Raw genomic sequence first — 24679 nt, 5'->3', positions numbered from 1 at the left:
AGCCCCCGCGATCATTCGCGGGGGCTTTTCAGGCTTGGACTCTGGCGTCAGCGCGTCACTCGGTGGCGACGTCGCCGCTGATGATCTCGCCGAAGAGTTCCCACTTCTCGCCCTTGAAGCGCTGCATCTGGAGCTGCGAGATCGGGGCGAAGTCGGTGGCGCTGGTGTTGATCTTGACGCCGGGCAGCAGCGTGTCCGGTGCAAAGTCCTTCAGGCTCGCGGCCTGCTTCATCAGGTTGGCGCGGGTGAGGTCGTCACCGCACATTTCCAGCGTCTTGACGAGGGTCGACGCGGCACCATAGCCGTAGACCATGCCGGTGTCGGACTTGTCGGCGCCCGGCATGTACTTGTCGACGAACTCGTTCCACTTCTTCATGCCGGTGTCGCTGTTCCACTGCGGGTCCGTCGAGTCCTTGGCATAGGCCGCCGACAGCACGTCCTGCGAGGCCTCGAAGCCGGCCGGCTTCATCACGCTGCCCACCGAGATCGATACGTTGGTGAGGATCTGGAGCGGCTTCCAGCTGAGCTCGGCGGTCTTCTTGATGGTCTGGGCCGCGAACTTCGGCGTCGCGTAGATCAGCAGCACGTCGGGATTGGCGGCCTTGATCTTGACGATGTGGCCGTCGATCGACGGCTCGGAGACCTCATAGCTCTCCTCCATGATGATCGCCGACGAAGCCTTGGCGCCAAAACCATCCTTGGTGCCCTTGAGGTAGTCTTTGCCGAAATCGTCGTTCTGATAGAGGATCGCGACCTTGGCGTTCGGCTTTTCCTTCATCAGCCATTTCGCGTAGATCTGCGCTTCGCTCTGGTAGGAGGGCTGCCAGCCTATGGTCCAGGGGAAGCTCTTCGGATCGTTCCACTTGGTGGCGCCGGTGGCGACGAAAAGCTGCGGGATCTTCTTGGCGTTGAGATATTTCTGGATCGCGGTGTTCGAGGGTGTGCCGAGCGGGTTGAACACGGCGAGCACCTCGTCGCTCTCGACCAGCTTGCGGACCTGCTCGACCGCCTTGGGTGGCGAATAGCCGTCGTCATAGGTGACGTAGACGATCTTGCGGCCGTTGATGCCGCCCTTGTCGTTGATCATCTTGAGATAGGCTTCTTCGGTCTTGCCGATGATGCCATAGGCCGACGCCGGACCGCTGTACGGCATGATGTTGCCGATCTTGATCTCGGTGTCGGACGCGCCGGTGTCGTATTTCTTCTGGGCGAGTGCTGCGCCGGAGGTGAGAGTCGCGACCGCCGTTACGAGCGCGGTGGTTCGCAGTGTTCTTCCGAAAAGCAATTTGGTCTCCTTCATTAATCCAAGAGTTTTAGTTTCTTCTGAGCCGTCCGGCGAGTTGCTGGCCCAGGATCGCGACTTGCCTTGCGCCATGCGGCACGAGGTAGATGACCAGGAACAGCAGCACGCCGAACACGGCGCCGGAGAGGCCCTTGGAGATGCCCTCCGCGATGTTCGGCACGAAGATGATGAAGGCGGCACCGACGATCGAGCCGGGCAGCCAGCCGACGCCGCCGACGACCATGCCGAGGAACAGCTGGATCGCGAGCGTGATGGTGAAGCTGTCAGGCGCGACGAATTGCACCGCGATCGCGCTCAAGCCGCCGGCAACGCCGGTGATGCCGGCGGAGACGCCGAAGGCCAGCGTCTTGTACAGCGCGACGTTGACGCCCATGGCGGAGGCCGCGATCTCGTTGTCGCGGATCGCCATGAAGGCGCGGCCCGAGCGGGAGCGCAGCAAATTGACCGAGAAGATGTAGATCGCGAGCACGACGACGAGCGTGAAATAATAAAGCCACATGTCCTGCGACATCGGCAGGCCGAACGGCGCGTCGGGCTTGGTGACGACAAGGCCCTGCACGCCGCCGGTCCAGTGCTCGAGGAAGTTCAGCTTGAGGAGCTGCGGCATCGCGGTGGCGAGCGCGAAGGTCGCAAGCGCAAGATACACGCCGGAGAGACGCAACGCCGGCTGTCCGAACAGGAAGCCGGCACCGAAGCAAACCACGCCCGCGACCGGCAGGCAGAGGAAGTACGGGATGTTGAACTGCTCCATCATCACCGCGGTGACGTAGGCGCCGATGCCGTAGAACGCGCTTTGGCCGAGCGAGAACTGGCCCGAGCCGCCGGTCAGGATGTTCAGCGCCAGCACGGCGAGACCCAGATACAGCAGCTGGGTCAGCTGGAAGATCACGAAGTTCTTCGCGAACAGCGGAACGGCGACGAGAAGCAGCAGCACCACCAGCGAGGTGCCCATGCCCAGTGTCATGGCCCGCTTCGGAACGGCCTCGACCGCCTCGTGGCCTTCGGCGACGACGTCTTCTGCTGCGCTCATGATCAAACTCGCTTGACGATGTGCCGGCCGAACAGACCAGCGGGTTTGACGACCAGGACGGAGATGATCAGCGCGAGCGCGATCGGGAGTTTCAGCTCGTTGCCGACGCCGGGAATGTAGGTACCGGCGAGGTTCTCGAAGATGCCGACCAGGAAGCCGCCGACCACGGCGCCGAACGGGCTGGTCAGGCCGCCGAGCACCGCGGCGGCGAAGCCGTAGATCAGCACGCCGCCCATCATGTTGGGCTCGAGGAACACGACCGGCGCGATCAGCATGCCCGCGATGGCGCCGATCGCGGTCGCCATGCCCCAGCCCAGCGCGATCATCCAGGAGGTGTTGATGCCGACCAGCCGGGCTGACTCCGGCACGGAGGCGGCGGCCCGCATGGCGAGGCCGATCCTGGTGTACTGGAAGAAGAAATAGAGGCCGAGCAGCAGCAGCACGGTGACGCCGATCATGCCGGCCTGGTGGGTCGAGATCAGCTGGCTGCCGAGGAACGGCGCCGAGCCGAACGGGGTCGGGTACTGCTTGATGGTGAAGTCCCAGATCAGCCCGGCCGAGGAGTTGATGATCGCAAACAGCGCGATGAAGCCGGCGACGTTGGTCAGGATCGGCGCTTTCGCCAGCGGCTTGAACAGGATGCGCTCGATCGCGATGCCGCCAACGAAGGAGAGCGCCAGCGTGATCACGAAGGCGGCCCAATAGGGCACGCCCCACTGCATCAGCTGCCAGGAGATGAAGGTCGAGAACATCGCCATCTCGCCCTGCGCGAAGTTGAGATGGTCGATCGCCTGGTAGATCATGACCACGGCGAGCGCCATGCAGGCGTAGATGGCGCCGGTGGCAATCCCGGCCAGGACCTGGTTGGTGAAAAGCTCCATGGACCTCGGGCTCCCCTAGAACACTGCGAGTTGAGCGGGTACGGCGTCGGCGACCACACCTCTCCCCAACGGGGAGAGGTCGGATTGCGAAGCAATCCGGGTGAGGGGGCGCCGCTCCAACGAGAGACCGTAACCCCTCACCCGATTTGCTTTCGCAAATCCACCTCTCCCTTCGGGAGAGGTGGACCGAGCACGCGGATAGATCGATGCCATCGATGCACCCACCTCAGTAACCCAAATAGGATTTGCGGATTTCTTCGTTGTTCGCGATGTCCTTGGCATTGCCCGACATCACGATACGGCCGGTCTCGATCACATAGGCCTGGTCGGCGAGCTCGAGCGCGAGCTGGGCGTTTTGCTCGACCACAAGGATCGACACCTTGTCCTCGCGGTTGATCTTGCCGAGGATGCCGAACAGGTCGCGCACGACGAGCGGCGCAAGGCCAAAGGACGGCTCGTCGAGCAGCATCAGCCGCGGCCGCAGCATCAGCGCACGCGCGACCGCGAGCATCTGCTGCTCGCCGCCGGAGAGCGTGCCGGCCTGCTGGGTGTGCCGCTGCTTCAGCACCGGGAAATGCGCATACATGCGCTCGATGTCGGAGACAATGCCGGCATTGTCCTTGCGCGTGATGGCACCGAGCTGAAGGTTTTCCTCCACCGTCATGGTGGTGAAGGTGCCGCGGCCCTGCGGCACGTGCGCAATGCCAAACCGCACGATGCTCTCGGTGGAGCGGTTGTTGAGCGGCTTGCCGTCGAACTCGATACCACCGGTGGAGCGCACCATGTTGCAGATCGCGCGCAGCGTCGTGGTCTTGCCGGCGCCGTTGGCCCCGAGCAGCGTCACGAGCGAGCCCTCGCTGAGCGAGAACGAGAGGCCATGGAGCGCCTGGACCTGGCCGTAATAGGCGCGCAGGTCCTTGACGTTGAGCAGCGTCGTCATTGGTCCTTGCTCCCGAGATAGGCCTTGATGACGTCGGGGTCCACCTGCACCTGGGCGGGCGTGCCTTCCGCGAGCTTCTTGCCGAAATTCAGCGCGACGACGTGGTCGGCGATCGACATCACGAGGCCCATGTGGTGCTCGACCAGCAGCACGGTCATGCCGCGGTCGTCGCGGATGCGTCGGATGAGGTCGCCGAGGACGTGGACTTCTTCGTGGTTGAGGCCGCCGGCCGGCTCGTCGAGCAGCAGGATCTTCGGGTCCGCCGCCAGCGCCCGCGCCAGTTCGACGCGCTTCTGGGTGCCGAAGGGGAGGCCGGAGACGGTGGTGTGGGCGACGTCCTCGAGATCGAGATAGGCGAGGATCTCGTGCACCTTCTTGTTGACGCTGGTCTCGCTGCGCCGGACCCAGGCCAGCCTCAGGGAGTCGCTGATGATGTCGCTGGAGGTCTTCGAATGAGCGCCGACGCGGACATTGTCCATCACCGAGAGGTTCGGAAACAGCGCCACGTTCTGGAAGGTGCGGCCGATGCCGATCTCGGCGATCCGGTGGGGCGGGCGCCTCAGGATGCTCGCGCCTTCCATCAGGATGTCGCCGGACGACGGCTGGTAGAGACGGGAGAGACAGTTGAAGAGCGTGGTCTTGCCGGCACCGTTGGGGCCGATCAGCCCGAGGATCTGGCCCTGGTGCATGTCGAACGACACGCCGTTGAGCGCGACAATGCCGCCGAACACGACGCTGACGTCGCGAACGGCGAGCAGGGGCGATGTCCCCTGCGCGAGCTGTGCCTGCGTCATGTCGTCTCGCCCACACACGTCGGTGGGCGATGGGGCGATGCAAACCGCTCCCGATGATGACAAAGGCTATCTGATCCCCTCGGCCACACGCGCAACTTTTCCTCCTGATTTCAGCTTTTTGCTGACTTCTTTTTTGGATTGCGGCATCAGACCCCCAAGTGCCGCTTCGATGTTCCTTACCATCGCCAGCAGTCGCGGTCCAATGTCGTTGATCAAGCGCTCTTCCGTAAAACGGAATGCGGGTGCACCGCAATTGAAGGCGTAAGGTCCGGTTCCGTCGTTGAGCTTGAGCGCGACGCCAGCGGCGCCGATGTCATCGTGCCAATCGCCGACCGACATCGCGAAGCCGTATTTCGCGACCGTCTCGCCCGAACGTTCCAGTCCGTCGCGCATCTTGGGCCAGCGGCTGCCGTAATGTTCGCGCAGGATGCGCGTGACTTCAGCGCGGTTCTCGTCGTCTAGCGCCCAGAAATAGGCGCGGCCCATCGCGCTGGTTGCAATCGGCACGCGAGAGCCGACGTCAAGTTGAACGCCAACCGTCTCGCTGCCGCGGCTCTGCCCGAAATAGATCATGCTGTGACGGTCGCGGCCGCCGACGGCGACGGCGCCGCCGGTCGCGCGCATCAATTCCTCGCGGAATGGCTCGGACAAATGCCGAACACCGAGATTGGCCAGCGCGGCATAGCCAAGCGACATCGCGGCAGGTGTGAGCTGGTACTTTTCGAACCGGGGAACCGGCGCAAGATAGCCAAGCTTGGTCAACGTGTAGGTCAGCCGGGACACGGTCGGCTTCGGCAGATTGGTGCGGGCCGCAATCTCCTGATTGCCGAGAAGGCCGTCATTGGGTTGGAATGCGCGCAATACATCCAGTCCGCGGGAAAGCGCGACGACGAAATTCCGATCGGTCGCTGTCTTCTTTCCTGTACGCTTCATCCCTGATCTGCTCTTGCGCGGAGTCGTTGACAAGCCACGTGCTTCAAAATAACCCTGCCGTCAAGATGCGGAATTAAATTCCGCACCGCGAAATCGAACAAAAGTAAATCCCCACCAAGGAGGGAAACCGTGAGCGAAGTGGTCAAGCTTGAGCGTCATGACGAAGTCGGGATCGTCACGGTCAATAGCCCTCCGGTCAATGCGCTGAGTGCCGCAGTCCGCAGTGGTATTCTGGAGTGCATCAAGGCCGCAATCGCCGATCCCGCGATCAAGGGCATCGTGCTGACCTGCGCCGGCCGCACCTTCATTGCTGGAGCCGACATCACCGAATTCGGCAAGCCGCCGAAGCCGCCGGGCCTCAACGAGGTGCTGGCCGAAATGGAGAATTCGCCGAAGCCGATCGTGGCCGCGATCCACGGCACCGCACTCGGCGGCGGCCTCGAGGTCGCGCTTGCCTGTCATTTCCGCGTGGCTGTTAAGGAGGCAAAGCTCGGCCTGCCCGAGGTGAAGCTCGGCCTGCTGCCGGGCGCCGGCGGCACGCAACGCCTGCCGCGCGCGGTTGGTCCCGAGCTCGCGGTCAAGATGATCGTCGGTGGTGATCCGATCGGTGCGGCCGAGGCCCTCAAGCACGGCCTGATCGAGGAGATCGTCGAAGGCCCGGCCTCCGGCGGCGAAGCCTTTGTCCGCAAGCTGCTGGCCGAGAAGCGTCCGCTGCGCCGTCTGCGCGACGACGATTCCAAGATCGCAGCTGCCAAGGCGGACCGCTCGATCTTCACCAATGCGGTTGCTGCCATGACCAAGAAGTCGCGCGGCCTGGAAGCGCCGTTCGCGGCGGCCGATGCGGTCGGCTACGCCATCGACCTGCCGTTCGACGAAGGTCTGAAGAAGGAGCGCGAGGGGTTCCTCAAGCTCGTCGCCAGCGACCAGTCCAAGGCGCAGCGCTATGCCTTCTTCGCCGAGCGCGAAGCCTCCAAGATCGCGGGCGTGCCTGAGGGCACCAAGTCGCGCCCCGTTAACCGTGTTGCCATTCTCGGCGCCGGCACCATGGGCGGCGGCATCGCGATGTCCTTTGCCAATGCGGGTGTTCCCGTCACCCTGATCGAGACCGGCGAGGAGCAGCTCAAGCGCGGCCTCGGCATCATGCAGAAGAACTGGGAAGCGACCGCGGCGCGCGGCGGCATCCCCGCTGACGCGCCCGCCAAGCGCATGGCGCTGATCAACGGCGTGGTCGGCATCGAGAACGTCGGCGATGCCGACCTCGTCATCGAGGCCGTGTTCGAGACCATGGCGGTGAAGAAGGAAGTGTTCGGCAAGCTCGACCAATACGTCAAGCCGGGCGCGGTGCTCGCCTCCAACACCTCGTATCTCAACATCGACGAGATCGCAAAATCGACCAAGCGTCCGCAGGACGTGCTCGGCATGCACTTCTTTTCGCCCGCGAACGTCATGAAGCTGTGCGAGATCGTGCGCGCCGACAAGACCGCGCCGGATGCGCTGGTGACCGCCGTCACCATCGCGCGCAAGATCGCCAAGGTGCCGGCCGTGGTCGGCGTCTGCGACGGCTTTGTAGGCAACCGCATGCTGGCCCAGCGCGGCAAGCAGTCGGAAAAGCTGCTGTTCGAAGGTGCCTTGCCGCAGCAGGTCGATGCGGTCGTCACCAAGTTCGGCATGCCGATGGGGCCGTTCGCGATGGGCGATCTCGCCGGTCTCGACATCGGCTGGCGTTCGCGCAAGGATCGCGGCATCAAGTCGGAGATCGCGGACGCGCTGTGCGAAGCCGGCCGCTTCGGCCAGAAGACCGGCAAGGGCTACTACAAGTACGAGGCAGGCTCCCGCGCGCCGCTGCCGGATCCGGAGGTCGAGAAGCTGATCGACGAGACGCTGCTCCGTCTCGGCCGCAAGAAGCGAATCGTCAGCGACGACGAGATCCTCGAGCGCATGATGTATCCGATGATCAATGAGGGCGCGAAGATCCTCGAAGAAGGCATCGCGGCGCGGCCCTCCGACATCGACGTGGTCTGGCTCTACGGCTATGGCTGGCCGATCTATCGCGGCGGCCCGATGTTCTGGGCCGACACCGTCGGCCTCAAGCACATCGCCGATCGCCTCGCCTTCTACGCCAAGGAGACCAGCGATCCGAGCCTCGAGCCCGCCCCGCTGCTGAAGAAGCTCGCGGCCGAAGGCAAGACGTTCGCGTCGCTGGCTGCGGCGTCGAAGGCGGCGTGATGGTGCCTTGCGCTCCAATTCTCAGTCATTCCGGGGCGCCCACAGGGCGAACCCGGAATCTCGAGATTCCGGGTTCGATGCTTCGCATCGCCCCGGAATGACGGTCTGTGGTTTAAGGAAGCAATGACCCATCCCGGCGAACAGTTTTACCCCGAGGGCGTGCATTGGGACGACACCATCGTCCAGGGCACGCTGCCTGACCTGCTCTCGACGGCCGCCGCAAATTACGGTCCGCGCACCGCGCTGGAATTTCGCGATCGGCCGATCACCTATACCGAGCTCGCCGCGATGGCCGAGCGCGCGGCGGCTGCGTTCCTGCGCGCGGGCTGCGGCAAGAACACCTCTGTCGCGCTGTTCCTCGGCAATACGCCGGATCATCCCGTCAATTTCTTCGGCGCGCTGAAGGCAGGCAGCCGCGTCGCGCATCTCTCGCCGCTCGACGGCGAGATTGCGCTGACGCACAAGGTTTCCGATTCCGGCTCGCGGTTGCTGGTCACCTCGAACCTCCAGGCCTTGTTGCCGACCGCGCTGAAGTTTCTGGAGAAGGGGCTGATCGATCGCCTGGTCGTCTGCGAGGACGACACTTGGGGCAAGGTCGGCACGCCGCAGGCTCCAATCCCTGATTATCCCCGCATCGTCACCTTCAAGGCATTCGTCGAGGGCGCGCCGCTGCCGGCGCAATGGCCGGCCGTTGCGGTCGATGACGTCGCGCTGCTGCAATATACCGGCGGCACCACCGGCCTGCCGAAGGGCGCCATGCTCACGCACGGCAATCTCACCTCCGCGGTGTCGATCTACGAGGTCTGGGGTCTGCCGACGCGCGCGGCGCGCGGCGACGTCGTCGAGCGCGTGATCTGCGTGCTGCCGCTGTTCCACATCTATGCGCTCACCGTCGTGCTGCTGTCCTCGCTCAGCCGCGGCAATCTGATCTCGCTCCATCAGCGTTTCGACGTCGAGGCGGTGATGCGCGACATCGAGGTCAAGCGCGCGACCTATTTCCCGGGTGTGCCGACGATGTGGATCGCGATCGCCGCGCTCCCCGATCTCGACAAACGCGATTTCTCCTCGCTCAACGCCATCGGCTCCGGCGGCGCGCCGCTGCCGGTGGAGGTCGCGAGCTTCTTCGAGCGCAAGGTCGGCAAGAAGCTCAAGAGCGGCTGGGGCATGACCGAAACCTGCTCGCCCGGTACCGGCCATCCGCCTGTCGGTCCCGACAAGCCTGGCTCGATCGGCCTGATGCTGCCGGGCATCGAGCTCGACGTCGTGTCGCTGGACGATCCGACCAAGGTGCTGCCACCGGGCGAAGTCGGCGAGATCCGCATCAAGGGCCCGAATGTCACCAAGGGCTATTGGAACAAGCAGAAGGAGTCCGCGGAGTATTTCTCTGACGGCCGCTTCCTCACCGGCGACATCGGCTATGTCGATACCGACGGCTATTTCTTCCTGGTCGATCGCAAGAAGGACATGATCATCTCCGGCGGCTTTAACGTCTATCCGCAGATGATCGAGCAGGCGATCTACACCATATCAGGTGTGCACGAGGTGATCGTGCTCGGCATTCCCGACCAGTATCGCGGTGAGGCCGCAAAAGCCTTCATCAAGCTGAAGCCGGACGTCAAGCCGTTTTCGCTCGACGAGCTGCGTGCGCAGCTCACCGGCAAGGTCGGCAAGCACGAATTGCCGGCGGAGGTCGAGTTCGTCGACGACCTTCCGCGCACGCCGGTCGGAAAGCTGTCACGCCACGAATTGCGCCAGCAGCAAAAACCATCACAATCCAAGCAACCAGGAGGTCGCTCTTGACCGACGCCGTCATCGTTTCCACCGCCCGTACGCCGATCGGCAAGGCCTATCGCGGCATGCTCAACGCCACCGAAGGCGCCACGCTGCTCGGCCACGCCATCGGCGAAGCCGTCGCGCGCGCCAAGGTCGATCCGAAGGAGATCGAGGATGTCGTGATGGGTGCGGCTCTCCAGCAGGGTTCGACCGGCGGCAACATCGCGCGCAAGGCGCTGCTCCGGGCAGGTCTGCCCGTCACCGTCGCCGGCACCACCATCGACCGGCAGTGCGCCTCGGGCCTGCAGGCGATCGCGCTGGCCGCACGCTCGGTGATCTTCGACGGTGTCGAGATCGCTGTCGGCGGCGGCGGCGAGTCGATCTCGCTGGTGCAGAACGACAAGATGAACGGCTTCCACGCCCAGGATCCGGCGCTGCTCAAGATCAAGGGCGAGGTCTACATGCCCATGATCGACACCGCCGAAATCGTCGCCAAGCGCTACGGCATCTCGCGCGAGAAGCAGGACGAATATTCGCTGGAGAGCCAGCGCCGTACCGCCGCTGCCCAGCAGGGCGGCAAGTTCAAGGACGAGCTCGCGCCGATCACCACGCAGATGGCGGTCACCGACAAGGCAACCGGCGCCGTCTCGTTCAAGGAGGTGACGCTGTCGCAGGACGAGGGCCCGCGCCCGGAGACCACGGCCGAAGGGCTTGCCGGCCTCAAGCCCGTGCGCGGCGAGGGGTTCTCCGTCACCGCCGGCAATGCCAGCCAGCTCTCCGACGGCGCCAGCGCCTCCGTCATCATGAGCGACAAGGAAGCGGCCAGGCGCGGCCTCAAGCCGCTCGGCATTTTCCGCGGCTTCGTCTCCGCCGGCTGCGAGCCGGACGAGATGGGCATCGGCCCGGTCTTCGCCGTGCCGCGCCTGCTCAAGCGTCATGGCTTGACGGTCGACGACATCGGCCTGTGGGAGCTGAACGAAGCCTTCGCGGTGCAGGTGCTCTATTGCCGCGACAAGCTCGGCATCGACCCCGAGAAGATCAACGTCGACGGCGGCGCGATCGCGGTCGGCCATCCCTACGGCATGTCGGGCGCGCGCCTGACCGGTCACGCTCTGATCGAAGGCCGCCGCCGCAAGGCGAAATACGCGGTCGTCACCATGTGCGTCGGCGGCGGCATGGGCGCAGCCGGCTTGTTCGAGGTTTTGCAGTAGTTTTCTGTCGTCCCGGCGTAGGCCGGGACCCATACGCCGCAGCAGGCGTGTGGGACGCAGACGATAGTGGCCTGTGCAAGACAATGAAAATTCGTGGTTATGGGTCCCGGCCTTCGCCGGGACGACAAGGGTAGGAGGATCCGATGGATCTCGCATTCACGAGGGAAGAGCAGGCGTTTCGCGAGGAAGTGCGGTCATTCTTCCGCGACAACGTGCCGCCGGATACGCGGCGCAAGCTGGTCGAGGGCCGCCACCTCTCGAAGGACGAGATGGTGACGTGGTGGCGCATCCTCAACAAGAAGGGCTGGGGTACCAGCCACTGGCCGACGCAGTATGGCGGCACCGGCTGGACCTCGGTACAGCACTACATCTTCAACGAGGAGCTGCAGTCCTATCCGGCGCCGCAGCCGCTCGCGTTCGGCGTCAGCATGGTCGGCCCCGTCATCTACACCTTCGGTAACGAAGAGCAGAAGAAGAAGTATTTGCCGCGCATCGCGAATGTCGACGACTGGTGGTGCCAGGGTTTTTCGGAGCCCGGTTCCGGCTCTGACCTTGCCTCGCTCAAGACGAAAGCCGAGCGCAAGGGCGACAAATGGATCATCAACGGCCAGAAGACCTGGACGACGCTCGCCCAGCACGCCGACATGATCTTCTGCCTCTGCCGCACCGACGCGTCCGCCAAGAAGCAGATGGGCATCTCCTTCATCGTGTTCCCGATGAAGTCGAAGGGCGTCACCGTGCGACCGATCCAGACCATCGACGGCGGCGTCGAGGTCAACGAGGTGTTCTTCGACGACGTCGAGGTTCCCTACGAGAACCTGATCGGCGAGGAGAACAAGGGCTGGGATTACGCAAAATTCCTGCTCGGCAATGAGCGCACCGGCATCGCGCGCGTGGGCGTCTCCAAGGAACGGCTGCGCCGCATCCGCGATTTGGCCTCCAAGGTCGAATCCGGCGGCAAGCCGATCATCCAGGACGCCGCGTTCCGCGAGAAACTGGCCGCCTGCGAGATCGAGCTGAAGGCGCTCGAGCTGACGCAGCTCCGCGTCGTCGCCGACGAGGGCAAGCACGGCAAGGGCAAGCCCAATCCGGCGTCGTCAGTGCTGAAGATCAAGGGCTCCGAGATCCAGCAGACCACCACCGAGTTGCTCATGGAAGTGATCGGCCCGTTCGCTGCGCCCTACGACGTGCACGGCGACGACGGCTCGAACGAAGCCATGGACTGGACCGCCCAGATCGCGCCGAGCTACTTCAACAACCGCAAGGTCTCGATCTACGGCGGCTCCAACGAGATCCAGCGCAACATCATCGCCAAGGCGGTGCTGGGATTGTGATGCAACAATGACGGTGTCGTCCTCCGCGAAGGCGGGGGACCCAGTACGCCGCGGCGGTCGTGAGTACGAACGGACGGCTGCGTTTACTGGATCCCCGCCCCAGTGCGCAATTGCGCACAAGGCGGGGATGACGTCTGAGGGATAAGGCGACGGCAGGGCAATTCCCGCCGATTTGGAGAGAACCATGGATTTTGATTTGACCGAGGAGCAGCGGCTCCTGAAGGACAGCATCGACGGCCTGCTGACCGATTCCTACGATTTCGAAAGCCGCAAGAAGTACATGAAGGAGAAGGGCGGCTGGAGCCAGGCCGTCTGGGGCAAGCTCGCCGAGCAGGGCCTGCTCGGTCTGCCCTTCGCGGAGCCCGATGGCGGCTTCGGCGGCGGCGGCGTCGAGACCATGATCGTGATGGAAGCGCTCGGCAAGGCGCTGGTGCTCGAACCGTATCTCCCAACCGTCGTGATCGGCGGCGGCTTCCTGCGCCATGCCGGGACCGATGCGCAGAAGGCCGCGCATGTGCCGGGAATCGTCGACGGCAGCAAGACGCTGGCGTTCGCCCAGCTCGAGAAGAATTCGCGCTACGACCTGTTCGACGTCGCCACGACGGCGAAGAAGAAGGGCGACGGCTGGGTGATCGACGGCGAGAAATTCGTCGTGCTCAACGGCGAGAACGCCGATACCCTCATTGTCACCGCGCGCACCAAGGGCAACCGCCGCGACACGACCGGCATCGGCGTGTTCCTGGTGCCGGCGAGCGCCAAGGGCGTCACCAAAAAATCGTACCCGACCCAGGACGGCCTGCACGCCGCCGACATCACTTTCACCGGTGTCGAGGTCGACGGGAGTGCTGCGATCGGCAATCCCGATGACTCGCTCGCGCTGATCGAGCGCGTGGTGGACGAAGCCCGCGTCGCGCTCTGCGCCGAGGCGGTAGGCCTGATGGATGAATCGCTGAAGACCACGGTCGAGTACATCAAAACGCGAAAACAGTTCGGCGTCGCGATCGGCTCGTTCCAGTCGCTGCAGCACCGCGCCTCCGACATGTTCGTCGCCGCCGAGCAGGCGCGTTCGATGTCGATGTTCGCGACCATGGCGAGCGACTTCACGGACGCCAAGGAGCGCTCCAACGCCATCGCCGCCGCCAAGGTGCAGATCGGCAAGTCGCTGAAATTCGTCGGCCAGCAGGCGATCCAGCTCCACGGCGGCATCGGCATGACGATGGAGGCGAAGATCGGTCACTACTTCAAGCGCCTGACCATGATCGAGAACACCTTCGGCGACACCGACTACCACCAGCGCCGCGTCGCGGATGCGGGTGGGTTGGTCTAACGACTGTCATCCCGGGGCATCGCGAAGCGATGAGCCCGGGATCCATCTAGCGAAGCAGAAACGGCACTGTCGAAACATCGTAGGGCATAGCGGCGGGGCGCTCTTCTCTAACCCTCCCCTCCAGGGGAGGGTAATCGCATATGACTCGTTGCGGCGACCTGCGCGCACGCCTCGTCCTTCGAGACGGCGCTTACGCGCCTCCTCAGGATGAGGCTAACCAGCGTCAGTGCCCCTTTGAAACTGCTGCCGCATACTCCGCCCTCATCCTGAGGAGCCCGCCCAAAGCGGGCGTCTCGAAGGATGGCCGCAGGGACAAGTTTTCATATGCGATTGCCCTCCCCCTCCAGGGGAGAGTAAGAATCGCGGCCCGCAAGCCAGCTTGACCTTGCCGCCCTAATCCGCTCCTTTTGGCGCGACACAATCACCCGTCACCGGGAAACGCCAAAGAAAACGCCAAAGAAAACGCGAAGGTAAGCTTCCATGTCTTTCGTCCTTGCCATCGACCAGGGCACCACCTCATCGCGTGCGATCGTGTTTCGCAGCGACATCTCGATTGCAGCCCGCGCGCAGCAGGAGTTTCCGCAGCATTTTCCGGCCTCGGGCTGGGTCGAGCACGAGCCGGAGGACATCTGGACCTCGACCGTGATGGTCTGCCGCGACGCGATCGAACGGGCGGGCATCACCGCCAAGGACATCGCCGCGATCGGCATCACCAACCAGCGCGAGACCACCGTGGTGTGGGATCGCGCGACGGGCCAGGCCGTGCACCGCGCCATCGTCTGGCAGGACCGCCGCACCGCGGATGTCTGCGCCAAGCTCAAGCACGAAGGCCGCGAGCCCGTGATCTCGCAGAAGACCGGCCTGATCATCGATCCCTATTTCTCCGGCACCAAGGTCGCCTGGATCCTCGACCACGTCCCCGGCGCACGGGCGCGCGCCGCGCGCGGCGAGCTGATGTTCGGCACCGTCGATTGCTACCTGCTCTGGCGCCTCACCGGCGGCAAGGTGCACGCCACCGATGCCACCAACGCCTCGCGCACGCTGCTGTTCAACATCCACACCGGCCAGTGGGACGACGAGCTGCTGGAGATCATCGGCGTGCCGCGCTCGATGCTGCCCGAGGTGAAGGACTCTTCGGCCCGCTTCGGCGAGAGCACGCCGGATTTGTTCGGCGGTGCGATCGCGATCTCCGGCATCGCCGGCGACCAGCAGGCCGCAACCATTGGACAAGCCTGTTTCCGTCCGGGCATGATGAAGTCCACCTACGGCACCGGCTGTTTTGCCCTGCTCAACACCGGCTCCACGCCTGTCGTCTCCAAGAACAAGCTGCTCACCACCATTGCCTACCAGCTCGCGGGAAAACGCACCTACGCGCTCGAAGGCTCGATCTTCGTCGCAGGCAGCGCGGTGCAATGGCTGCGCGACGGCCTCGGCATCATCAAGCACGCGGCTGAAACCGGACCTCTTGCTGATCAGTCGGACTCGATGCAGAGCGTCTATCTCGTCCCCGCCTTCGTCGGTATGGGCGCGCCCTATTGGAATCCGCGGGTTCGCGGCGCGCTGTTCGGCCTCACCCGCAACACCGGCCCCGCCGAGCTCGCGCATGCCGCACTCGAAAGCGTCTGCTACCAGACTTTTGACCTCTGGGCCGCGATGCGCGCGGACTGGCCGAGCTCGGAAACCGCAAGCGTCGTGCTCCGCGTCGACGGCGGGATGACCGCGTCGGACTGGACCATGCAGCGCCTCGCCGATCTCCTCGACGCGCCGGTCGACCGCCCCGTGATTCAGGAAACCACCGCGCTCGGCGCCGCCTATCTCGCCGGCCTCCAGGCCGGCGTCTATCCCGAACCGACGAAATTCGCCGACAATTGGCGGCTCGAGCACCGCTTCAAGCCGAACATGAGCGAGGCCACGCGCGATCGAAAGCTCGCCGGCTGGGCCCGCGCGGTAAAGGGCGTGCTGGCGAGCGACGAGGGGGAATAGCGGGCGCGCGTCGCGCCTCCACAAGCACACCGTCGTCCCGGCGAAGGCCGGGACCCATACTCCGCAGCAGATGTTGGGAATTGGACTCGTCGTTCCAAGATCGTAAAGCAATTTATATTCGTGGCTATGGGTCCCGGCCTCCGCCGGGACGACACTGAATGTGTAGTTTGCACTTGGCCCAAACTGAACGAGCCAGCCCCATGATCCTCCCCGACGGTTATTCCGACATCCCCGCTGGCAAGATCGCCGCAGTCGTCACCCATCTCGAAATGACCACACGCCCCCCGCGCCGTGACGATCCACGCGACACCTGGACCCTGCGCAAGGCCGACGCCCCCGCGCTCGACTGGTATCGCGACCTCCACAGCCGCGTCGGCGAGGAATGGCTGTGGTTTTCGCGGGCGCGCATGACCGACACTGAGCTCGCCGCGATCATCCATGCCGCAGGCATCGAGGTCTACGCGCTCGTCGTAGACGGCCGCGACGAAGGCCTGCTGGAGCTGGACTTCCGCGACCCCGGCCAGTGCGAGCTGGTCTATTTCGGCGTCACCGCAAGCCTGATCGGCACCGGCGCCGCCCGCTTCCTGATGAACCGCGCGCTGGAGCGTGCTTGGCTGGGCGACGTGCGTCGCGTCTGGGTGCACACCTGCACTTTCGATCATCCGTCAGCCGTTGCGTTCTATCAGCGCTCCGGCTTTCGTCCGTTTCGGCGGCAGATCGAGGTGGCCGACGATCCGCGCCTCGACGGCACGTTGTCGCGGACTGCGGCGAGGCATGTGCCGATCATCGATTAGCGCCGGCTCCTTCCACCGTCATTGCGAGGAGCTCTTGCGACGAAGCAATCCAGGCTGCGGAGGATTGTTTTGCTGTTGGATGCAACGAATACACGCAGATCCCCGCAGATAAGATGCTGTTCGAGAAGCGGCACAAGAGCTACAGAGAAAATAAGAATCTCTTTTTAGTGCATAGATCCCGGCCATCTGGACAATTTCATCCGTTCAACAAGTTGCCGACCTACGACATTACCGTCTACCTTCTTTCACATAAGAACTTTGGTCATTTGAATGACGTTAGGGAAGTTCAGTACTACTTCGGTCAACACTTCGGTCTTAAGAAAAATGAGTATGGGACAACGTTTGTTGTCAAGAATGGGACGGACAATTTCGCGGTTAAAACAAACGCCTATGGTCCGACACTCTGTGAAGCTCGAATTGTCTTTCACGATGGAAGCGAGACAAGCGTAAGTCGATATCTTGACTTTGAGGGAACGGGCTATCGGTTCAGTATCGTGACAAACGCTCTGGATGTCGAAAAGATACAATCGCGAGCCGAAGAAGTTCAACCTTAGAGATTGATCGATGGACTTTGATCATACGATAAAGATTCTTAGCTTAATTGGTGGGTTCGCTGGATTTGCGACACTCGGTCGCCGCGATCCGCTCCCGATTGATGTCTGATGTCGCTGTCATGATGCCGTCCTTGATAGCGCATCCGGGAGCTATTGTCGCGGCGTCGTTGCATTCGGCGCAATGCTCCATGTCCAGGATTATCCTTGCGCCGCTGCGATCTCATCGTGGAAACTGGTCGGCCCTGCCTTGTCCAACGCCAGAGAAGAGCGAGAACCATGTTCCTGATCGGCCAATATGATTCCCCCTTCGTCCGTCGCGTCGCGATTGCGCTGCGGCTCTACGGGCTCGCCTTCGAGCACAGGCCGTGGTCGACTTTTGGCGATGCCGACAAGATCGCGCCGTACAATCCGCTGCGCCGCGTGCCGACCCTGGTGCTCGACGACGGCGAGCCGCTGATCGAGAGCACGATCATCCTGGACTACCTCGACGAGCTCGTCGGCGCTGAGAAGGCGATGCTGCCGCGAAGCGGCGTCGAGCGTCGCCGGCACCTGCGCATCTGCGCGCTCGCCTCCGGCCTCGGCGACAAGGCGGTCAGCCTGCTCTACGAGCGCGTGCTGCGGAGGGAGCAGCTCGCGCTGTGGGTCGAGCGTTGCCAGGCCCAGATCGGCGACGTGCTCGCCGCGCTGGAGGCCGAGCGCGCCAAGGTCGCGACGCCGTACTGGCTCGGTGACCGCATCGGCCATGCCGACATCGCGGTCGCCTGCGTCACCCGCTTCACCCGCGAGGCGCATCCGCAGCTGTTCGAGACGGCGCGTTATCCGGCGCTCGCGGCCCACGCCGAACATTGCGAGGCGCTGGCGCCGTTCAAGGAGATCGTGCAGCCGCTGGCGCCGCCGAAGGGGTGACTCTGTCATTCCGTGGCGCGCGAAGCGCGAGCCCGGAATCCGTTTGTCCGCATGAGATGCCGCTCAATGGATTAGGCACGACACGCGATCATGCACTGATACAGGTGTTTTGCCCGACGGAGCAAGCGATTTCGGCAACACCGAAAATTATTCAGGCCCTTCAACCCCATCCCTACTGTGCATGGGGTTGTTTTCGCTTTTTGCAATTGCGCCCGCTCTTCCCGTCGTCGTCCCGGCGAAGGCCGGGACCCATAACCACAGGGAGGGGTTTGGCGAAAACTGTCAGTTGCGGCTTGTTCGCCGGTACTACGTCCGAATGGGATCGATGGATCACGCGGTATGGGTCCCGGCCTTCGCCGGGACGACAGTGAGAAACCTACCCCGCCCCCGCGCGCTTCTTTTGCCAGACCAGATGCACCGCGCAGGTGCAGCCCGGCGGATGCGAGGCGAGATCCTTTGGGATCTCGTCGTTCGCGGGCGTCACCGCAAGAGCCTTGTCGGTCTCCTCGCGCGACGGAATGTAGTTCAGCACCGGCGCGAGCCAGCGCTCGGTCTCCGCGACACTCATGCCCTTGCGCGCGGCATAGTCCTCGACCTGGTCGCGCTCGATCTTGCCGACGCCGAAATAATAGCTCTCGGGGTTCGCGAAATAGAGCCCTGATACGGATGAGCCCGGCCACATCGCAAAGCTCTCGGTCAGCTTCACGCCCGCGGTGTTCTCGGCATCGAGCAGCTCGAACAGCGTTGCCTTCTCGGTGTGATCGGGCTGCGCGGGATAGCCGGGCGCGGGGCGGATGCCCTGATACTTCTCGAGGATCAGATCGTCATGTGAAAGCGCCTCGTCCGGCGCATAGGCCCAGAACTCACGGCGCACGCGAGCATGCATGCGCTCGGCGAAGGCTTCGGCCAGCCGGTCAGCCAGCGCCTTGCACAGGATCGAGGAGTAGTCGTCGTTCGCCATCTTAAAGCGGTCGGCGACCGCATCCTCGCCGATCCCTGCGGTGACGACGAAGCCGCCGACATAGTCGGGCACGCCCGCCGGCGCGATAAAGTCGGCGAGCGCCGCGTTGAAACGGCCCTCGCGCTTCTCGAGCTGCTGGCGCAGCGTGTGCAGCGTCGCGATGCTCCTGGTGCGGCTCTCGTCGGCATAGAGCACGATGTCGTCGCCTTGCGCGTTCGCCGGCCAGAAGCCGACCGTGGCGCGCGCCCGGAACCATTTTTCCTTGACGATGGTGTCGAGCATCTTGCGCGCATCGTCATAGAGCGAGCGCGCGACCTCGCCGACCTTGGCATCGTCGAGAATTGCGGGGAAGCGGCCGGCGAGCTCCCAGGTCTGGAAGAACGGCGTCCAGTCGATATAGGGTACGAGCTCGGCGAGGTCGTATTCGTCAAAGCTCCTGGTGCCGAGGAAGGTCGGCTTCACCGGCTTGTTGGCGGCGAAATCGACCGGCACGCGGTTCTTGCGTGCAGCCTCCAGCTTCAGCCGCTTCTTGTCGGCCTGCGCGCGCAGATGCGCGTCCGAGATCTTGGCGTATTCGGCGCGCACCTCGGCGGCATAGGCTTCGCGCTTCTCGGGCGAGAGCAGCGAGGACGCGACACCGACGGCGCGGCTGGCGTCGTTGACATGCACGACCGGACCGGCGCGATAGCTCGGGTCGATCTTCACCGCGGTATGCACGCGGCTCGTCGTGGCGCCGCCGATCAAGAGCGGCAGCTTCAAGCCTTCGCGCTGCAATTCGCCGGCGAAGAACGCCATCTCGTCAAGCGACGGCGTGATCAGGCCGGACAGGCCGACGATGTCGGCTTTCTCCGCCTTCACGGTCTCGACGATCCTGGCCGCCGGCACCATCACGCCGAGGTCGATGACCTCGTAATTGTTGCACTGGAGCACGATGCCGACGATGTTCTTGCCGATGTCGTGGACGTCGCCCTTCACGGTCGCGAGCACGATCTTGCCGGCGGACGAGGAGCCTTCGGTGCCGATGCCGTTGGCGAGGTTGCGCGCCTTTTCCTCTTCCATGAACGGCATCAGCCAGGCCACCGCCTGCTTCATCACGCGCGCGGATTTCACCACCTGCGGCAGAAACATCTTGCCGTCGCCGAAGAGATCGCCGACCACGTTCATGCCGGCCATCAACGGCCCCTCGATGACGTCGAGCGGGCGTGAGGAGGTTTTGCGGGCTTCCTCGGTGTCCTGCTCGATGAATTCGGTGATGCCATGCACCAGCGAGTGCGACAGCCGCTTCGCCACCGGCCATTCGCGCCAGGCGAGATCGGCTTCCTTGGTCTGGGTCTTGCTGCCGCGGAATTTCTCCGCGAGCGCCAGCAGGCGCTCGGACGCCCCCGGATCGCGGTTGAGAACGACGTCCTCGCAGACCTGGCGCAGCTCGGCATCGATGTCGTCATAGACGATCATCTGGCCGGCATTGACGATGCCCATGTCCATGCCGGCCTTGATGGCGTGGTACAGAAACACCGAGTGCATGGCCTCGCGCACCGGCTCGTTGCCGCGGAACGAGAAGGAGAGGTTGGAGACGCCGCCCGAGATGTGCGCGCCCGGCAGGTTCTTGCGGATCCAGCGCGTCGCCTCGATGAAGTCGACGCCGTAATTGTTGTGCTCCTCGATGCCGGTCGCGATCGCAAATATATTCGGATCGAAGATGATGTCTTCCGGCGGGAAGCCGACGCGGTTCACCAGGATGTCGTAGGCGCGCTTGCAGATCTCGGTCTTGCGCGTGAACGTGTCGGCCTGGCCGACCTCGTCGAACGCCATCACCACGACCGCGGCGCCGTGACGGCGGGCGATCCTGGCCTCGTGAATGAACTTGTCCTCGCCTTCCTTCATCGAGATCGAATTGACGACCGGCTTGCCCTGCACGCATTTCAGGCCGGCCTCGATCACCGAGAATTTCGACGAATCGACCATCACGGGGACGCGGGCGATGTCGGGCTCGGCGGCGACGAGGTTGAGGAAGGTCACCATCGCGGCTTCGGAATCCAGAAGCCCCTCGTCCATGTTGACGTCGATGATCTGCGCGCCGTTCTCGACCTGGTCGCGCGCGACCTGGAGAGCGGCGGCGTAGTCACCATTGGTGATCAGCTTGCGGAACCGCGCCGAGCCCGTGACGTTGGTGCGCTCGCCGACGTTCACGAACGGAATCGCATCCGTCAGAATGAAGGGCTCGAGGCCCGAGAGCCGCAGCCGCGGCTCGATCTCCGGCACGATGCGCGGCTTGTGCGGGGCGACGGCGGCCGCGATCGCCGCGATATGGTCCGGCGTGGTGCCACAGCAGCCGCCGACGATGTTGACCAAGCCATCACGCGCGAACTCGCCGATCAGGCGCGCCATGTATTCCGGCGTCTCGTCATACTGGCCGAATTCGTTAGGCAGGCCGGCGTTGGGATAAGCGCAAACAAGCGTCTCGGCGACGCGGCCGATATCTGCGATGTGCGCGCGCAGGTCTTCGGCGCCGAGCGCGCAGTTGAAGCCGATAGTCACGGGCTTTGCGTGCCGCACCGAATTCCAGAACGCTTCCGGCATCTGGCCCGACAGCAGGCGGCCGGATTTGTCGGTGATGGTACCCGACACCATCACCGGCATATCGATGCCGCGCTGTTCGGTGATTTCCGCGATCGCATAGAGCGCCGCCTTGGCGTTCAGCGTATCGAAGATGGTCTCGACCAGCAGCAAATCGACGCCGCCGTCGAGCAGGCCGTTGATCTGTTCGCCGTAGGATTTGCGCAGATCGTCGAAAGTGACCGCGCGATAGCCGGGGTTGGAAACGTCGGGCGAGATCGAGGCGGTGCGGTTGGTCGGTCCAATGGCGCCGGCAACGAAGCGCGGCTTGCCGTCCTCTGCCGCGACACGCTTGGCGGCATTGCCGGCGAGGCGGGCGCCTTCGCGCGCCATCTCGTAGACGATGTCGGTGAGGTCGTAATCGGCCTGCGCGATCGAGGTCGTTGAGAAGGTGTTGGTCGCGACGATGTCGGCGCCGGCGCGCAAGTACGCGGCGTGGATGTCCTCGATCGCCTGCGGCTGGGTCAGGATCAGGAGGTCATTGTTGCCGCGCAGGTCGCGATGGAAGTTCTTGAAGCGCTCGCCCCGGAAGGCGGCTTCGTCGAACTGCAGGTTCTGGATCATCGTGCCCATGGCGCCGTCGAGCACGAGGATGCGCTCGCGCGCGGCGTTGATGAGGGCGGTTCGCTTGGGAGAGGTGGACACGGTCATGTTGTCTTAAGCCGCCTTCTGCGCGCTCTTGGCGCGAATGCCGAGCAAATGGCTGATCGCGAACACGAGATCGGCGCGGTTCATGGTGTAGAAATGGAAGGTGTCGACGCCGTGCTTGGCGAGCTTCTGCACCTGGCCGGCCGCGACGGTTGCGGCGACCAGCTTGCGGGTCTCGGCATCGTCATCGAGGCCCTCGAACTTCGCGGCGAACCAGTCCGGCACGGTGGTGCCGGCGCGGGTGACGAAATTGCGGGCCTGCTTGAAATTGTGCATGGGCATGATGCCCGGCACGATCGGGATGTTGATGCCGCGGGCGCGGACGCGATCGAGATAACGGAAGTAGAGGTCGTTATCGAAGAACACCTGCGTAATCGCGCGCGTCGCGCCAGCGTCGACTTTGGCCTTCAGCGTATCGATATCGGCGTCGAAGTCGCGCGCCTCGGGATGCTTTTCGGGGTAGGCCGAGACCGAGATCTCTATATCCGCATGCCGCTTCTTGATTCCCGCGACGAGCGCATCAGACGTCTGATAGCCGTCGGGATGAGCAGAGTACGGCGTGCCGATGCCGCCGGCGGGGTCGCCGCGCAGGCCGACGATGTGGCGGACGCCGACCTCGTGGTAGCGGTCGACGATCTCGTCGATCTCTCCGCGCGAGGCGCCGACGCAGGTTAGATGCGCGGCCGGCAGCAGCGCAGTCTCCTTGAGGATGCGGGAGATGGTGGAGTGGGTGCGCTCACGCGTTGAGCCGCCGGCGCCGTAGGTCACCGAGACGAATTTCGGGTCGAGCGGGGCGAGCCGGTTAATGGTTTCCCAGAGATTCCGCTCCATATCTTCCGTCTTAGGCGGGAAGAACTCGAAGGAGATCGCTGGCCGCTTTGAGGAGAGGCCGTTTTGGAGGTGCCCGTGTTGCCCGTCAGTGTGGGCAGGCGTCGTCAAATCGGTCATGGCACCACTCACTCCAGGGGGCCGTCAGCAGTCTGGTGGCCGGCGGTCGGATCTAGCTTCGGAGAGGCTAAGATAGGGCAAAAGCGGGTTTCTCGACAGCCCATCGAGGATGGGAAATCGCCCACTTTTTGTAGAATAACATCGAATATTGCGATGTGGAGGATGAGGGTGGGAAGTGGCTTAAGGAGATATATATTCAAATAATATCAGCAATATAGCTATTTTTAGGTGGCCGATAGAGTCGATTCGTGTTGGGTGGGCAAGATGAATTTGGTGTTACATGACCTGCAAGCGTCCCAACGCCCCTCTTGCCGCCGCGCGACCTCTCCGCCCGCGCACGCCAGACCTGCGCTGTTGGCCCATTGCCGCGGCGCGGCCCTCCACTAGGTTAGCGCGCCATGATCCCGCTTTCAGTTCTCGACCTCTCCGTCGTCACCACAGGCACAAAGCCCGCCGCGGCGCTGCGCAACAGCATCGACCTGGCGCGCCAAGTCGATGGGCTCGGCTATGTCCGCTACTGGCTTGCCGAGCATCACAACCTCGCCTCGGTCGCAAGCCCGGCGCCCGACGTGATGATCGGGCAGATCGCGGCGGTGACGAAGCACATCCGCGTCGGCTCCGGCGGCGTGATGCTGCCCAACCACGCGCCGCTGGTCGTGGCCGAGCGCTTCAAGATGCTGGAGGCGCTGTTTCCCGGCCGCATCGACCTTGGCCTCGGTCGCGCGCCCGGCACCGACGGAGCCACGGCCTATGCGCTGCGCGGCCGGCTCGATCGCCGCGAGGGCGATGATTTTCTGGAGCGGCTGCACGAATTGATCCTGTGGGAGACCCGCGAATTCCCTGCAGGCCATCCCTACCACAACGTCGTCGCGATGCCCGACGATACGAAGCTGCCACCGATCTGGCTGCTCGGCTCCAGCGATTATTCGTCGGAGCTTGCCGCGCAAGTCGGCATGGGCTTCGCCTTCGCCCATCATTTCGCGTCTCATGACGCGATCGATGCGATGGTGCGCTACCGCAATCGCTTCCAGCCCTCAACCTGGAATGCGAGCCCGCACGCGATCCTTGCGGTCGCCGTCATCACGGCGGATACCGACGAAGAGGCCGAAAAGCTCGCCACGTCTTTCGACCTCAATCGGCTGCGCCGCGACCGCGGTCAATATCTGCCGCTGCCGAGCGTCGAGGAGGCGCTGGCTTATCCCTATACAGACTCGGAGCGCGTCTCGATCGCGCGCAACCGCTCGCGATTGTTCGTCGGCAATCTAGCGACGGTGCAGGAGAAGCTGCAGCCGTTGATGGATGCGAGCAAGCCGGACGAGTTGATGGTGATCACGGCCGTGTACGACCACGAGGCGCGAAAGAAATCATATTCGCTGCTGGCGGAAGCGTTTGGGCTGGCGAAAAGCGTAGCGTAGATCGTCGTCCCGGCGAAGGCCGGGACCCATACCGCGGAATCTCTCCAGGGAAACTCGGTGTCAAAGACCTTTCGCAACAGCATGCATCGGTGGTTATGGGCC

The 24679-nt window shown here is 63.8% G+C and carries 18 protein-coding genes; 10 read left to right on the top strand and 8 right to left on the bottom strand.

The features are described 5' to 3' along the window. Positions 1-55 precede the first annotated feature (55 nt). The 6 genes from YUA_RS0108280 to YUA_RS0108255 form a co-directional block, all read right to left on the bottom strand. Positions 56-1285 carry an ABC transporter substrate-binding protein gene (locus YUA_RS0108280; RefSeq protein ID WP_027530251.1) on the bottom strand — a complete coding sequence of 410 codons (1230 nt, stop codon included), beginning with the start codon at positions 1283-1285 and terminating at the stop codon, positions 56-58. A gap of 28 nt (positions 1286-1313) precedes the next feature. Then, positions 1314-2333 (bottom strand): branched-chain amino acid ABC transporter permease, encoded by a 1020-nt coding sequence (locus tag YUA_RS0108275; protein ID WP_027530250.1) that lies wholly within the window; start codon positions 2331-2333, stop codon positions 1314-1316. 2 nt (positions 2334-2335) lie between these two features. After that, positions 2336-3214, bottom strand: a complete 879-nt coding sequence (locus YUA_RS0108270) for a branched-chain amino acid ABC transporter permease (RefSeq protein ID WP_027530249.1) — start codon at positions 3212-3214, stop codon at positions 2336-2338. A 226-nt stretch (positions 3215-3440) separates the two neighbouring features. Further along, complete coding sequence (locus YUA_RS0108265) at positions 3441-4154, bottom strand: ABC transporter ATP-binding protein (protein WP_027530248.1); 714 nt, start codon at positions 4152-4154, stop codon at positions 3441-3443. Then, positions 4151-4948 carry an ABC transporter ATP-binding protein gene (locus YUA_RS0108260; protein WP_027530247.1) on the bottom strand — a complete coding sequence of 266 codons (798 nt, stop codon included), beginning with the start codon at positions 4946-4948 and terminating at the stop codon, positions 4151-4153. Before YUA_RS0108260 ends, YUA_RS0108265 begins: the two co-directional genes overlap by 4 nt. A 66-nt stretch (positions 4949-5014) precedes the next feature. After that, a complete protein-coding gene (locus YUA_RS0108255) occupies positions 5015-5881 on the bottom strand; it encodes an IclR family transcriptional regulator (RefSeq protein ID WP_027530246.1) in 867 nt (288 codons plus the stop codon). A gap of 129 nt (positions 5882-6010) precedes the next feature. Between YUA_RS0108255 and YUA_RS0108250 the strand changes: the two genes are divergently transcribed. From YUA_RS0108250 to YUA_RS0108215, 9 genes are all read left to right on the top strand, one after another. Next, positions 6011-8107 (top strand): 3-hydroxyacyl-CoA dehydrogenase NAD-binding domain-containing protein, encoded by a 2097-nt coding sequence (locus YUA_RS0108250; protein ID WP_027530245.1) that lies wholly within the window; start codon positions 6011-6013, stop codon positions 8105-8107. 123 nt (positions 8108-8230) lie between these two features. After that, positions 8231-9907, top strand: a complete 1677-nt coding sequence (gene pimA, locus YUA_RS0108245) for a dicarboxylate--CoA ligase PimA (RefSeq protein WP_027530244.1) — start codon at positions 8231-8233, stop codon at positions 9905-9907. Continuing rightward, positions 9904-11091, top strand: a complete 1188-nt coding sequence (locus YUA_RS0108240) for an acetyl-CoA C-acyltransferase (RefSeq protein ID WP_027530243.1) — start codon at positions 9904-9906, stop codon at positions 11089-11091. The genes pimA and YUA_RS0108240 overlap by 4 nt, the downstream gene beginning before the upstream one ends. A 143-nt stretch (positions 11092-11234) precedes the next feature. Beyond that, complete coding sequence (gene pimC, locus YUA_RS0108235; protein WP_027530242.1) at positions 11235-12425, top strand: pimeloyl-CoA dehydrogenase large subunit; 1191 nt, start codon at positions 11235-11237, stop codon at positions 12423-12425. A gap of 184 nt (positions 12426-12609) precedes the next feature. Continuing rightward, the gene (pimD, locus tag YUA_RS0108230; RefSeq protein WP_027530241.1) at positions 12610-13752 is read left to right on the top strand and encodes a pimeloyl-CoA dehydrogenase small subunit; all 1143 of its coding nucleotides are present in this window, start codon (positions 12610-12612) and stop codon (positions 13750-13752) included. Between the two features lie 480 nt (positions 13753-14232). Further along, complete coding sequence (glpK, locus tag YUA_RS0108225; protein WP_027530240.1) at positions 14233-15735, top strand: glycerol kinase GlpK; 1503 nt, start codon at positions 14233-14235, stop codon at positions 15733-15735. 200 nt (positions 15736-15935) lie between these two features. After that, positions 15936-16529: an N-acetyltransferase gene (locus YUA_RS0108220; RefSeq protein ID WP_027530239.1), complete on the top strand. Its 594-nt coding sequence runs from the start codon at positions 15936-15938 to the stop codon at positions 16527-16529. 113 nt (positions 16530-16642) lie between these two features. Continuing rightward, positions 16643-17083, top strand: a complete 441-nt coding sequence (locus tag YUA_RS52520; RefSeq protein WP_371259873.1) for a pYEATS domain-containing protein — start codon at positions 16643-16645, stop codon at positions 17081-17083. Between the two features lie 276 nt (positions 17084-17359). After that, a complete protein-coding gene (locus tag YUA_RS0108215; RefSeq protein ID WP_027530238.1) occupies positions 17360-17989 on the top strand; it encodes a glutathione S-transferase family protein in 630 nt (209 codons plus the stop codon). A 376-nt stretch (positions 17990-18365) separates the two neighbouring features. Here the strand turns inward: YUA_RS0108215 and metH are convergent, their stop codons facing one another. Then, complete coding sequence (gene metH, locus YUA_RS0108210) at positions 18366-22217, bottom strand: methionine synthase (protein ID WP_027530237.1); 3852 nt, start codon at positions 22215-22217, stop codon at positions 18366-18368. A gap of 6 nt (positions 22218-22223) precedes the next feature. Continuing rightward, on the bottom strand, positions 22224-23162 hold the full coding sequence (gene metF / locus YUA_RS0108205; protein WP_027530236.1) for a methylenetetrahydrofolate reductase [NAD(P)H]: 939 nt from the start codon (positions 23160-23162) through the stop codon (positions 22224-22226). A 398-nt stretch (positions 23163-23560) separates the two neighbouring features. On the opposite strand from metF, the gene YUA_RS0108200 reads away from it, so the two are divergent. Beyond that, a complete protein-coding gene (locus YUA_RS0108200; protein WP_027530235.1) occupies positions 23561-24577 on the top strand; it encodes an LLM class flavin-dependent oxidoreductase in 1017 nt (338 codons plus the stop codon). Positions 24578-24679: the final 102 nt, after the last annotated feature.

The organism is Bradyrhizobium sp. WSM3983, assembly GCF_000473045.1.
Taxonomy (GTDB): domain Bacteria; phylum Pseudomonadota; class Alphaproteobacteria; order Rhizobiales; family Xanthobacteraceae; genus Bradyrhizobium.
The sequence above is the reverse complement of the archived record's forward strand: the minus strand, read 5'-3'. Positions and strand labels throughout refer to the sequence as shown.

What these genes read in the sequence shown, in the direction of transcription:
- pimD (WP_027530241.1), top strand. Translation starts at nt 12,610, where the DNA reads ATGGATTTTGATTTGACCGAGGAGCAGCGGCTCCTGAAGGACAGCATC.
- YUA_RS0108265 (WP_027530248.1), bottom strand. Translation starts at nt 4,154, where the DNA reads ATGACGACGCTGCTCAACGTCAAGGACCTGCGCGCCTATTACGGCCAG.
- YUA_RS0108260 (WP_027530247.1), bottom strand. Translation starts at nt 4,948, where the DNA reads ATGACGCAGGCACAGCTCGCGCAGGGGACATCGCCCCTGCTCGCCGTT.
- YUA_RS0108200 (WP_027530235.1), top strand. Translation starts at nt 23,561, where the DNA reads ATGATCCCGCTTTCAGTTCTCGACCTCTCCGTCGTCACCACAGGCACA.
- YUA_RS0108270 (WP_027530249.1), bottom strand. Translation starts at nt 3,214, where the DNA reads ATGGAGCTTTTCACCAACCAGGTCCTGGCCGGGATTGCCACCGGCGCC.
- glpK (WP_027530240.1), top strand. Translation starts at nt 14,233, where the DNA reads ATGTCTTTCGTCCTTGCCATCGACCAGGGCACCACCTCATCGCGTGCG.
- YUA_RS0108220 (WP_027530239.1), top strand. Translation starts at nt 15,936, where the DNA reads ATGATCCTCCCCGACGGTTATTCCGACATCCCCGCTGGCAAGATCGCC.
- YUA_RS0108275 (WP_027530250.1), bottom strand. Translation starts at nt 2,333, where the DNA reads ATGAGCGCAGCAGAAGACGTCGTCGCCGAAGGCCACGAGGCGGTCGAG.
- YUA_RS0108215 (WP_027530238.1), top strand. Translation starts at nt 17,360, where the DNA reads ATGTTCCTGATCGGCCAATATGATTCCCCCTTCGTCCGTCGCGTCGCG.
- metH (WP_027530237.1), bottom strand. Translation starts at nt 22,217, where the DNA reads ATGACCGTGTCCACCTCTCCCAAGCGAACCGCCCTCATCAACGCCGCG.
- pimC (WP_027530242.1), top strand. Translation starts at nt 11,235, where the DNA reads ATGGATCTCGCATTCACGAGGGAAGAGCAGGCGTTTCGCGAGGAAGTG.
- YUA_RS52520 (WP_371259873.1), top strand. Translation starts at nt 16,643, where the DNA reads ATGCTGTTCGAGAAGCGGCACAAGAGCTACAGAGAAAATAAGAATCTC.
- pimA (WP_027530244.1), top strand. Translation starts at nt 8,231, where the DNA reads ATGACCCATCCCGGCGAACAGTTTTACCCCGAGGGCGTGCATTGGGAC.
- metF (WP_027530236.1), bottom strand. Translation starts at nt 23,162, where the DNA reads ATGACCGATTTGACGACGCCTGCCCACACTGACGGGCAACACGGGCAC.
- YUA_RS0108255 (WP_027530246.1), bottom strand. Translation starts at nt 5,881, where the DNA reads ATGAAGCGTACAGGAAAGAAGACAGCGACCGATCGGAATTTCGTCGTC.